Here is a 12,053-nt window from a genome sequence, read left to right as displayed (position 1 = left end):
GCCTATAAAGGTAGTAGAGACTTACTTCAGGAGGCTTGCTGTTTTGCTTTTCCCCCGAAGCGGATGCGCATTTTAGGGAAATGAGCGCTCACGTCAACACTTATTTTGAAAAAATTGAAAAAACTGAACTAACCGTCTATTTTTCGCTCAAATGTGATAATTAGTAGACAATATGGACTAATTACTAATAGGATAGGAAGTCAGATCCTATAAAGTAGTAGCTCTTAAAGTAGTATTTGATCCTGCTGTTATTATATTAATGCTTAATATTAGCGATAGATATTAAGGCTTGCGTAAAGGAATACGTATAAGAATGTATATAAGCGTAAATGACCTATGCTTTGTGTTCTTTATAAATGTATTAATACTGGTGGTGTCAGAAATTGACTACGCAATAATTATAAAGGTGGGTTTATGTTACGAACTCTTACACTGCTGTCTGCGGCAATACTAGCAACTCATGTTAGTCATACAGCAATGGCACAAGAATTATCCTCAAATGATGTTGCTCAGCCACCTGCGTCAGCGAATGTAGAAAGTGCTGACGAGTCAAATCATTTTCAAACCGCCTTCTTAAGACGTCAAGTAAACCAAACTATGTCGGTTGGCCGAGCAATCAGTTCAATCGCTGGTCATTATCCGCAAGAGATTGTGTCTATTGTGGATATTGCTTTAGATACCTATCCAGACAAATACAGAGAGATCATTTTTGCTGCTATCTCTGCACAACCTGCGTCTACTGAAGAGATTGTACAGCTGGCTATTGAGAAAGAAGTAAGTAGCTGCCCTAACATTGTTCAGTTAGCGATAAAAGCAGAGCCGACTTATGTCGACTTTGTTGTGCAGGCTGCTGCGGTTTCAACACCTGAAGAGCTAGATGAGATTGTACGCGTTGCCGTGCTTACTCAACCTGACGCAGCAGACAGTATTGTTCAGACATTATCGCAAGAACATCCAAATAAGATTGTCGATATCATGACAAGCGCATTGAATGCTGTTCCTTTTGTTGGTGAGTATGTAGTGGATGCGCTTCTGGCCGTGTTTCCTAACGAAGCAGAAACGGTAGTTGAAACGGCGGTGAGAGAGTCTGCGCAGCAGCGTGAACAAGTAATGCGTATTTTAAATACTGCGCAACACGCGGGTGTATCTCAGGATAAGTTAAAAGAATACGCTATGTCTGCCGGACTAAGCGAAGACGACTTTAATAGTGCACTGGGCAATTAACCCCCTACTAATTGATTTTTAAAAAAACGGCGTATCGATTTACTCAATACGCCGTTTTTGTTTATAGCTGTACTAGTATCTTCAACCCTTACCTGCTTTTTAACAACAAGCAGCAAGCGATAGCAACCAAGCCTACCTCACAATTAAACTCGATGTTTTCAAAAAAGCTCAGTTGTTAAGGGAGTGCAACATAGCGGCTTCTTTATAAAGGGTTAGTTCTGCCTTTAGTAAGTCCACTTTCGCTTTTATCTCTTTTATTTGGGCCTTAATTTCATTTTGTGCGCGCGCATTTAACACGAACATATCACTGTCACCTGCATCGAAACGTGTTTTTTCTACTTTAGAAAGGGTTTTCGCTAGCGCCGCATTTTCACTTTGAAGAGCAACAATGTCTTTCGCCTGCCCCCAATAAACTAGCGCTTGTTCAAAACGCTGAGTTATCGCTTGCTCAGTAGAGGTTAGCTTGTGCTCTAGCTCTCTTTGCTTTGACTGTAATTGGGCTTGTTCAGCTTTCGCCTTCCTGTTTCCTAAAGGGTAGGAAAACGACAGACCTACTTTTGTTTCGGTACCGTCTAAATTTGACGGACCAGAACCTATATCTCTTGCAACCGATGCTTTTAAATCTAACTTCGGCAATAACGCGTTACTAGCCAGCGCAGCCTTGTTATTTACCACCTGCTGTTCTAATTTCATCACATCAAGTTCAGGGTGATTACGAAGGGCATTGCGAAGAGTCATAAGCTGACCATTACCAACCCAGAAAGGCCAGTTGATATCTTTAGGCGGGTTCGCTTCATCTACTATCAACATATCTCCCTTAGGTGAACGCCAATAAAAAGAAAGCATTTGAGCATGTGCGTCTCGCTTTTGCTTAAGCTCGGCAAGCAAAAGGCGCTGTTGCAAAATGTTGGCTTTAAATTCTGTCAGCACAATATTGGCTAAATCTCCCTTCTCTACGCGGGTCACCAACGCTCTTTCACGTTCTGTTGCGGTGTTTAGCAACTCTGTAACGGCATTGACCTGCAATGCGCTTTCGTACCACGCAACATATTCACTAACCCCTTTGTAAACAAAGTCATTAATTAAACTTGTCGCTAACGCTTGCCATTGTGAAGTCGCTAGCCCTGCATTGGCTAACTCCGTTCTACGCTTATCCAGTTCTCTATTTTTAAGTAGGGAGATGGCAATGCCCACGCTAGCCTCGCCGCCAGACAAGGTTTCGTAATCGGCTTCGTACACCGGGAAATCACCGTCTGATATACGGTACTCGGTATAAACTGAGCCATTAAAGTCTTCGAACGGATTAGAAAAGCGCTGCGTTAAATTAGTACCATCGTAATATCCGCTAACGCGGCTACTGGTTTTCTGCTCTATAAACGGATCAAAACTGCTTCTTGCTATTTCTAACTCGGCTGCAGCTTGATAGTTTCCTTCATTTATCGCCCTAACGTAGGGGTGATAGTTCACCATACTCTGGATAAGTGCATCGATTGATGGTGCTTGCCTAGTATTTTTGTTTTGCGCTGCTGCATCAGAAACATGAGTGCTAATAACCGCAACAGTTGCAAGCATTGCTAATGTAAACCTTCGAATTACCATATTGATGCCCCAGCCCCCTTGGCTCCACCGGTAGTAGGCTCTTGCGTTGGCAATGGCGGGAAGTTGTTCAACTGTCGCCACATCTCGTAACCTAGACGCACCTCTTCTAATAGCACCCACGCTTTAACCCGGCTTCCCAAACGCGCAGAACTTTCAGCCGGCCAAGGAATATCAGACTCGTCAGGTCTAATCCACACGTTAAAATCGCCAGTAGCATTAGCAACAGGCTCTACATACACAACTTCACCACCAAAGGTCCCTATTGCACTACCCGGCCATCCACTAAACTGAAAAACAGGCCAGCCATCAAACTGCAAACGCGCCTTTGCACCAGGCTTAACCAGCGGTGCGTCTAACCCTCTCACGGTAACGCGAACGCTGCGTTTCGCATCTGCTGGAATAAACTGTCCAAGAATATCACCCGACTTTACGAACGTTGACACACCGCCTGATAGCAACCGAACAACCGTACCATCAACGGGTGCATATTTAGTTTGCGTCGATTGACGAGATAAAATCATGCTTACTTCATTAATTTCCGAAACGGAGGCGGCAGCTTTTGCTCGCAGTTCCTGCACTTTTATCTCGGCCTGTTCTACTTCTTTACGTGATACCAGCCCTTGCTCTTGCAGAGACTGTTGACGCGCCAGGTTGTTCTCAGCATTTCTTACTGCTGTTTCATTAGCTTGATTCTTTAAGTTCGCTGCTGAAAGCTGAGATCGCAGCTTCTCAAGTCGCTGCGCATCAATATCGATTAACGTAACGATTGGCTCGCCGGCCTTTATTTGTTGGCCTTCCCTTACGTGCCACTGCTTTACTTGTCCATCAACTAACGCATTTATCGGTTGGGTTCTGTCTTTAGGATCGAGCGAGTCGACCATACCGGTGCCATAAGCCGTTTGGATCCATGGTGTGAAATACAAAATTAGCCCAGCTGCCAACACCAAGAAGATGATAACTCCGGTAATTACACGATGAAGCTTTGGCACTTTCAATGAAGGCAATGAAGTGATGTTATCTAAAAAGCGACGTTCTGCGTGATTCACTTACTCACCCTCCTTATTGTTCTTTGAAGCCGTGCTGCTCTCATTTGCGTTAGCAGCACTAATCGGCGACTCACCATTTGAATACTCATTTAACATTGCGGTTGCGTTATCGTGCAGATGCAACACACCTTCGAAACAATCTGGCAGTGGCATATTGGTAAAATACATGACGGTAAAATCATATTTACTTAAGCGTCGTAGAAGTCGCGCCCTCAACTCTACCGGTATTGCGTCGAAGTGCTGATTCAAAATGAGCAGCTTAGGTTTACCAATAATTGCGGCGGCAAGTTTAAGCAACAAAAACTCCAATGGCTGCAGCGGTGCCCCTAATACGGATACTTTAGTCTGCAAACCCTCTGGTAAGCTATCTATCACTTTGGTCATTTCTACTTCCTCAAGCGCAGCGCGAATATCCGCGATGGTTGCCTGAGGATGTGCCAACTTTAAGTAGCGCTCTACAGAAACTTCGATAATTAAAGAACGATCTAGAATGGTGACGGCCTGCCGTAACTCATGGGTGTCGTAATCGTTTAGACTAAGCTCTCCTAACAAGATGTCGCCCGATTTAACGCGGTCATATTGCTTCAGCAATCCTAGCAGTTGCTTCTGCACCCAACTTTTATCAGTAGTAACAAAATACTTAGTGCCAGGTTCGAAGATAACATTGAGGTGGCACGCATCATTACCATGTTTAAGTTCAACATCGTTAAACACCAATTTAGAAGAAGCTGGTATATGTTCCGAGGTATTGAGCTCTTCCTGCGGCATGTCAAGAGCGCCACCCAGCTTCTCGGCAGCGCCATATAACTCATAGTAAAGTTTTAAATATTGGGTAAAGCGAGACAACCCAAAGAAAACAGCAGACATCACAAGCTCAGCAGCCACTAGCTGACCAATAGAAAGCTCGCCTTGTACAACCAGAACACCACCGATACCAAGTAGCGAAGCACTCGCCACGGCATACATCAATAGAAACATAACCACCTGCGAAAAGGTGTAGTGAAAGTGGCTTTTGTGCTTTTTCACATAGTTACTGATATAACCTTCGGTGCTGCGCCCTGCGTATTCAACATGATCAGCTGACTTAAAGAATTCGTGAGCAATTGCAATATCGTGTAGCCACTTTGCAGAATCGTATTTCGCGTTAGACAATTCAATAGCCGTGCGCTTAGCACCACGCCCCCAAATTTTCCAAACCGCATACATGGTAAGTAAAAGCACCACATTAAACGCGAAAAGCGCTGGGTGGTAGAATGATACTAGTGTGAAACCTACCAGCATCTGTAGTACAAGCGCGAAACCATCAATCATTAAAGACGGCATATTCTTTTGAAAAGTCATTATGTCGAAGTAGCGCTGTGTAATGCTAACGTTTTGTCGACCTTCAAAAAAACTGTGGGGCGCGAGAATAGTTTTTAACCCTAAGTCTGCGGTGAGTCGAGCGTACACTTTACGCTCGTAGAACTCCATCACTCGCATACGAAGCGCGCTAAATACGCCAGATATAAATAAAGTAAGAAATAGAATGACGGCCAATATGATAACTGCCCGAGTTGAACCGATATTGGCGATACTGTTAATCAGCGTTTGAACCGCTATAGGTACCGCAAGGGTCATTAAACTTATTGCTACGCCGTATGCGATAGCAACCCAAAAAAAGCCAGCCTCTGGTTTCAATAGCGAAAATAAGGTCTTTCGCGTTTTACGTAAATCAATTGGTTTAGCCATAGTTATGTCTTCAATATACCGCTAGCTTAAAAATCAGTGACGCGCCGTTTTTAATCGTACAAAAACAACGCTAGATAGTGTATTGCAATAGTTAGTTAGAATAAATCTGTTATATTCTTAATAGTTCATCGAAAAAAATGGGGTCAGAGTACATTTCTTGCCCCTAATACCTTAATAGTCGAGTAGCTTGTTAAAGTATGCATCACCTAAACTACCATCATTTATATTATTTCTATCTTGTTGCCCGTGAGGGTAGCATTGCGAAAGCCGCTAAATTACTCCACGTTACCCCGCAAACCGTAAGCGGGCAACTAAGCACCTTCGAAAATCAGCTAGGTTATTCTCTCTTTGATAGAATAAATAAGCGCCTATACCTGAACGCGCGAGGTAAAGTAAGTTATCAGTATGCCAGCGAAATATTTCATAAAGGCAATCAACTAGCTGAAATACTTAACAATAGCGATGAAGTGAATACGAAAGAATTTGTGATAGGTATTACTAATGGTATTCCAAAAGTGCTTTTTTACGACTTTGTGCATGCCACCATGCGTAGGTTTTCACAGGTTAAATACGTGATAAAAGAGGATAGCTTCGACGGTTTGTTGAAAGAGCTCGCCATTAACGCCATCGATTTCATTCTAGCAGACAGAGGCATAGCCCCTGGTACACAAATAAGCGCCAATAGTTTTTTCTTGGGCGAAAGTTCGTTGAGCTTCTTTGCTAGAGCACCGCTTACTGAAGAACAGACTTTTCCAGAGTGTTTAAATCAAATGCCGTTGCTAATTCAGGGTAATACTTCAGGAATACGGCAAGCACTTACAAGTTGGCTTGAGACAGAACAGCTGTACCCTAAAGTTGTAGCCGAATTTGACGATACTGCTTTGCTCAAACTTTTTGGCAGCGAAGACTTCGGTGTTTTCTGTGCACCATCGGCAATTTCAAAGCACGTAGAAGAGCAATATGGCGTGCACTGTATTGGTAACGCAAGCACATTAAATGAGAGATACTATGCCATTACTGGCAAAAGCCGTGCTGACTACACTATTAGTGAGGCAATCGTAGAAGCCGCTCGCGGAATTCTAGCGTAGTGCACTTAATGGTGGGGTCAGAGTACATTTTCTGCCCCCACTTAATTTAAGCAGCAACACCACCGTCTATATCTTGAGCATAAAAACTCAGTGTTAGAATTTTTTCTAACACAAAACGTAGTGCGTCATTAATAGGCATAAGTCTTTCCCCCAATTCATAATCTAATTGAGCAAGTTTTTGTCTGCCTTCTGCGATCATTGGTGGCTTTGTCGATGTAACTCGAACCTCACTATTTGCGGCAATATCATCCACTAATCGCTTTTCAAAGATATCTAAATGCTGAGGCTGTATAGCAATCAGCGCGGCCGCATACTTCTCTGGTACAGCTTGCTTAATTGGTTTACACACCGAAAGTGTGGCTTCGCCAGATTTGGTTTTATAACCTGCTGCACCGAACATACGGCAAATGGCAGGTCGGTATTCGTAAATTCCGCAGTAGCCTTCTTTACCGTCCAAACTTAAGCGTTGATATTGTTTACAGGCGAAGCCGCTGTAGTTGTCTAGCTCGTCAAACTCCTGTTCAGCCCGTCCTGTATCAAACAGATGAAGTGCTAAAGGCAGCATCTCCAATGGCGACACTTCAATGTCGGGGTTATTGCAACATGCACCACATTTCTCAACGCAGTTTAGTGACTGGCTAGATTGATATGCACTGAATTCTTGGGAAAGAGATTGGTAAACATCCATCACTTGGCTGGACAGCTCACGCAGCCTATTCATAACGACTCCGCTAATAAAAGCAAACTAAAACAAATACATGATCATGCTGGTGTAATGTAATAGGTAGCATGAACTCAACATTCTGATTATTGATTTTGGTAACCAAATTGACAGATCGTACTGGAGGAAGAAATGTACTCTGACCCCAATATTTTAAAGCATGCTTCTTCCCCGCCGGGTGTGCGTAAGCTTGAGGCTTAATGGCAGGGGTTGAATTGGTGCGGATTCTATTTTGGATTTTGGGATTTGGGAAGTTTTTTTGTGAAAGCTCTTTGATGATAAGAGCAATACAGCGATGTGGACACAGTAGGTATAACAGATATGTATGGCTTGTAGTAAAAAAATTTTGGTCGATACCCGTTTTTAATATGGTGGATGAACACTTTCCTGCGTACGGGATAAAATTAATTAACGCATTAACAGAATGGTTCTGTGGGTATTTTGGTGATAAATATACGTTGGCGCTAGCTCTGATAAACTAGCGCCATAACTTTTTTGAACTATCGCGTTATTAATTCCGAAGTATACGACAGCGAGATGTCAGGCGCATTTAAATTGCCTAAATCTGTATTTTCCCAAAATTCAGGATATTGTTCTTCTAGGTTTATTGTAAATGTAAAACTTAAACGAGGAAGAATGTTAAACACAGTGTCTTCGTTAAAATCATCTGCGTAATCAACTTTGTTGGACTGCATTTCAAGTATTGTAACAACACCTTCTTGCTTTGAGCCCAGTAGTTTCCAAGTGTATTCTCTGTTGAAAGTAAACGCGTTATTTTCGCGTAACCCAATGATGTTGACCTCGTTGTCGTCTGCGGTCCATTGGAAGTTATAAAGTTCACGATCTCCTAAAAAGTAAGGCTCTTCACTAGGTGAATAGACTCTTCCTGCTGTACCGTCAGATTCAAAGTAATAAGCAAATAAGTCTTCAGGTAACGGTACACCATCTACGAAAAGTGCTTCATTGTAAGAAGACATCCAAACATTAGGTAATGAGCTCTCTATGCTGAAGTCTTCGGCCAACTCATAGTCTATGGCGTGCATATCGCCAGTGTATTTAATCGCTACGCCATCATAATCGAACTCATAAAGCGCCAGCACGAAATTATTCTGCACTTTAAAAGGCGTAACTGTGAAAGACATATCTCCCAATTCAATGTCTATAACACCATCATTTAGCTGCCATGTTCCTTGCACGCCAAAAACAAGAGACGTAAAGGTATTATCATCTTTAAATGTGAACTGGTCGTTTAAAATACCAACTTCAGTACGCTCATCTTCATTTAAGTAGTCTTTGTCATACGTATAACTTCCCTGATAAGCAAATACCCAAGGTGATGCAAGCAGGTCTTCCTCGGTTACGGCAAACGTAGATGCTGTGGTGTCGGTGTACTTTACGTCGCTGGTAGTTTCGTAGGTGGTAGTAAAAGTTGGTTTATCTTGTATGTTATCCATCGGTGTGATGGAAAGCTCAATGGTAGTTGTTAACACAGCAAGTGCGTGACCGCCGGATTGTGTTAGCAATTCTATACGCTCGCCCACTGTGGTTCGCTCTGTTTTCCAATACTCAATGCCATATTCATGAACATAACTAAGAATCTCCGAAGCTGTTTCTTCATCAAATCGATCATAGATTTCTTCGTCAAGAAACACAAAATAAGCTATGAGTGATTCATCAAGCTCATCAATAACTAAGTTTCCGTCTACAACACTCCAGTTAAATTCATCTGAATAAATATTAAATGCATTTTCCGCAGACGTTTTTGCGCCGCTACCGTCCGCGTTGAACGTATACGCTGTCATGCCCTTGCCAGCTTGCTGCTCTGAATGGTAGTAAGTCGCAAAAACCGCACCCGCAATGTCGGCATTTACGAAATTTTGCTGTAACGATTCATCTTCGAGAGTTTCTGCTCGGGCAGCATTAATTGCTTCCACATAAGCCTCGTCATAAGTACCGTCTTCGTTTAACAGTCCCATGCTATCAACATACTTTCGGATGGTGCTTAGCGCATCGACTAGGCTTCCAGTAAAAAACGACAAGGTGCTCATACCTTCAGGAACCGAGAACTCGCTATTATCAGCAAGAACTTTTATGAAGCTGGCCAATCCTAAAACCTTTTCGAAGTCCACTTCACTTGCAAACGTATCGAAGCTTCCCTCGCCGCCGTTCTCTTTATACTCCGAATAAAGTACATCCATAGCCGTACTTAAATGAGTTATCTTGCCTGCAGGAAATAGATCGCTGTTAAGTTCATCGGTATTATTTTCGATGCTAAGGTTACGCATCGTAGTGAAGTCACCGACTCGTGATGATAGCGTTACATGGGCTTGTTCTTCCGTGCCCACTGCATTAAGAATTAAATCGCCGGGCGCAGCACTTACAGTAATAGGAAGCGTGAATCGACCATCCGCGCCGGCCTGCACGGAAGCAATTACATTTCCACCTGCATCGAGCGCGCTCACCTCTGCATTCGCTAAAGGCGCATCGGTTGCAATACTCGAAATAGAAATAGACTGTTGATTCGTGATTGTAATCGTTGAACTTACTGTGTTTTCACCGTCAGTTACATCGTATGAAAAACTGACTTCGCCCATCGCCAACGCTGTAGGTGTGTACACTATCTCATTATTGATGATAGCGGCTTCACCAACATCTGGCACTCCAACTGCCGATATAGTTAAAGCATCGCCGTCAGGATCGGCATCATTCGCAAGTGCATCAATAGATACTGCGTCACCATTGAGTGTAACCGCGGAGTCAGCGACCAGCACTGGTAGTTGGTTGTTGTCGTCGGAACCGCCACAGGCAGCAAGAAGAGTTGAACTAACGGCAATAGCAATAATGCTTTTGTTCATTTTGAACGTCCTTGTATTTAGAGTAATTTACTATGAGACTTCGAATTTATCTGGCTGAATATAACCTATTGTTAAGCAATAATTAAGATAACTACTAGAAAATTAAATGCTCTTTTTTTTGGCTAACGATTAAAGCCACGTCGAAATATTTTTATCTCGCCCATAACTCAGTATACTGGATGCATAAAATGTATTTGAAAACTAGGGAATTCAAATGAAGCCAGTCATTCTTGCAGGTGGTACCGGAAGCCGCTTATGGCCAAAGTCTCGCGCCGCTTTACCAAAACAGTTCCTGTCTCTTACTTCTGACGAAACGATGATTCAAGACACTGTACTGAGACTCAATGGCATAGAGTCTTTGCCACCTTCTATTATCTGTAACGAAGAGCATCGTTTTCTTGTTGCCGAGCAAATGCGACAAATAAGTGTCGATAACAGCGACATTCTTTTAGAGCCAGTTGGTCGCAATACCGCTCCTGCTATTGCACTTGCTGCATTTCAAGCTTGCGAAAACGGGGGTGATCCTGTTCTTTTGGTATTAGCCGCCGATCACTTAATAAAAGATAGCGATACGTTTCGTACCAAAATTAAAGAAGCCCAGGCTCTAGCTGAACAAGGTAAGTTAGTTACTTTCGGTATTGTCCCCACTCAGCCTCATACTGGTTACGGCTATATAAAAGCCGGAAACAAGCTGAATATTGGCTTCGATGTAAGTGAATTTGTTGAAAAGCCAGATATGCCTACCGCAACACAATACGTAAGTTCAGGTGAGTATTTTTGGAATAGCGGCATGTTTATGTTTAAAGCCAGTGCGTTTTTAAAGGCGCTGGAAGTGCACGCACCTGACATATATTCGGTATGTAAAAAGGCAATTGAAAAAACCGAAAAAGATCTCGACTTTGTTCGTGTAGACAAAGACATTTTTGCTTCATGCCCAAGTGATTCTATCGATTATGCAGTGATGGAAAAAACTTCCGAAGCCGCGATGGTAACACTAGATGCAGGTTGGTCTGATGTAGGCAGTTGGTCGTCTCTCTGGGAGACGGGAGAGAAGGACGCGAATGGCAATGTAACTACTGGCGACACTTTATTAGAAGGCACCACTAACAGCTATGTGAATGCCGAGCACAGCCTCGTTGCAGTTATTGGTCTGGAAGACGTGGTTGTAGTTGAAACCAAAGATGCTGTTATGGTGGCGAATAAGAAAAACGCAGAACACATCAAAACCGTTGTGAACCGTTTGAAAGCTGAAAAGCGCCCTGAATTTGAGTTTCACCGCGAAGTTTTCAGACCTTGGGGAAGTTACGATTCAATAGACAATGGTGGACGTTTTAAAGTTAAGCGTATTACCGTGAAGCCAGGCGAAAAACTATCAGTTCAAATGCATCATCATAGAGCTGAACACTGGGTTGTAGTATCGGGAACAGCTAATGTGACAATAGGCGATGAAACGCAAATGCTAACGGAAAATGAGTCTGTTTATATTCCTATTGGGGCAGTTCATGCATTAGAAAACCCAGGAAAGATTCCACTAGAACTAATTGAAGTACAATCTGGAGCTTATCTTGGGGAAGATGACATTGTTCGCTTTTCTGACAGGTATGGACGGTCTGATAAATAAATGCAGTGTAAGGCAGTTTGTCTAACTAAGAAAAGCCAGGTTATGAACCTGGCTTTTTTAATTTACGTGGAAAAATGTACTCTGACCCTGAGGTATCCCCACAAATAATATTGCGATATCAATAAGATAAAAAAGATAGGAACATTCATGACGTTTGGTGATCAGATCAAT

At 42.8% G+C, this 12,053-nt stretch carries 8 protein-coding genes; 3 read left to right on the top strand and 5 right to left on the bottom strand.

Annotation, left to right across the window (positions count from 1 at the left end; translation table 11 throughout):
• Nucleotides 1–414 precede the first annotated feature (414 nt).
• Entirely contained in the window at nucleotides 415–1,224 is an 810-nt protein-coding gene (locus MHN09_RS20110; RefSeq protein ID WP_014950850.1) for a hypothetical protein, read from the top strand.
• Nucleotides 1,225–1,392: 168 nt separating this feature from the next.
• Here the strand turns inward: MHN09_RS20110 and MHN09_RS20105 are convergent, their stop codons facing one another.
• The 3 genes from MHN09_RS20105 to MHN09_RS20095 are packed head-to-tail and all read right to left on the bottom strand — an operon-like array spanning nucleotide 1,393 to nucleotide 5,597.
• The gene (locus MHN09_RS20105; protein ID WP_239241780.1) at nucleotides 1,393–2,904 is read right to left on the bottom strand and encodes a TolC family protein; all 1,512 of its coding nucleotides are present in this window, start codon (nucleotides 2,902–2,904) and stop codon (nucleotides 1,393–1,395) included.
• Nucleotides 2,817–3,869 (bottom strand): HlyD family efflux transporter periplasmic adaptor subunit, encoded by a 1,053-nt coding sequence (locus MHN09_RS20100; protein WP_014977505.1) that lies wholly within the window; start codon nucleotides 3,867–3,869, stop codon nucleotides 2,817–2,819. The genes MHN09_RS20105 and MHN09_RS20100 overlap by 88 nt, the downstream gene beginning before the upstream one ends.
• Nucleotides 3,870–5,597, bottom strand: a complete 1,728-nt coding sequence (locus MHN09_RS20095; protein WP_156086957.1) for an ABC transporter ATP-binding protein — start codon at nucleotides 5,595–5,597, stop codon at nucleotides 3,870–3,872. It abuts the gene before it with no gap.
• A 197-nt stretch (nucleotides 5,598–5,794) separates the two neighbouring features.
• Between MHN09_RS20095 and MHN09_RS20090 the strand changes: the two genes are divergently transcribed.
• A complete protein-coding gene (locus MHN09_RS20090) occupies nucleotides 5,795–6,685 on the top strand; it encodes a LysR family transcriptional regulator (protein WP_014950853.1) in 891 nt (296 codons plus the stop codon).
• Between the two features lie 46 nt (nucleotides 6,686–6,731).
• Here the strand turns inward: MHN09_RS20090 and MHN09_RS20085 are convergent, their stop codons facing one another.
• Complete coding sequence (locus MHN09_RS20085; protein WP_239241779.1) at nucleotides 6,732–7,406, bottom strand: YkgJ family cysteine cluster protein; 675 nt, start codon at nucleotides 7,404–7,406, stop codon at nucleotides 6,732–6,734.
• A 500-nt stretch (nucleotides 7,407–7,906) separates the two neighbouring features.
• Nucleotides 7,907–10,261 (bottom strand): Ig-like domain-containing protein, encoded by a 2,355-nt coding sequence (locus MHN09_RS20080; protein WP_168463709.1) that lies wholly within the window; start codon nucleotides 10,259–10,261, stop codon nucleotides 7,907–7,909.
• A 214-nt stretch (nucleotides 10,262–10,475) separates the two neighbouring features.
• Between MHN09_RS20080 and MHN09_RS20075 the strand changes: the two genes are divergently transcribed.
• Nucleotides 10,476–11,882: a mannose-1-phosphate guanylyltransferase/mannose-6-phosphate isomerase gene (locus MHN09_RS20075; protein WP_168463710.1), complete on the top strand. Its 1,407-nt coding sequence runs from the start codon at nucleotides 10,476–10,478 to the stop codon at nucleotides 11,880–11,882.
• Nucleotides 11,883–12,053: the final 171 nt, after the last annotated feature.

This window comes from Alteromonas sp. MmMcT2-5, from assembly GCF_022348315.1.
Taxonomy (GTDB): domain Bacteria; phylum Pseudomonadota; class Gammaproteobacteria; order Enterobacterales; family Alteromonadaceae; genus Alteromonas; species Alteromonas macleodii.
Note: the sequence above shows the minus strand (reverse complement) of the source record. Positions and strands in the feature narration are given on the sequence as shown.

Excerpts from the sequence above, each read along its gene's own strand:
- MHN09_RS20110 (WP_014950850.1), top strand. The coding sequence starts at position 415 with ATGTTACGAACTCTTACACTGCTGTCTGCGGCAATACTAGCAACTCAT.
- MHN09_RS20095 (WP_156086957.1), bottom strand. The coding sequence starts at position 5,597 with ATGGCTAAACCAATTGATTTACGTAAAACGCGAAAGACCTTATTTTCG.
- MHN09_RS20090 (WP_014950853.1), top strand. The coding sequence starts at position 5,795 with ATGCATCACCTAAACTACCATCATTTATATTATTTCTATCTTGTTGCC.
- MHN09_RS20085 (WP_239241779.1), bottom strand. The coding sequence starts at position 7,406 with ATGAATAGGCTGCGTGAGCTGTCCAGCCAAGTGATGGATGTTTACCAA.
- MHN09_RS20080 (WP_168463709.1), bottom strand. The coding sequence starts at position 10,261 with ATGAACAAAAGCATTATTGCTATTGCCGTTAGTTCAACTCTTCTTGCT.
- MHN09_RS20075 (WP_168463710.1), top strand. The coding sequence starts at position 10,476 with ATGAAGCCAGTCATTCTTGCAGGTGGTACCGGAAGCCGCTTATGGCCA.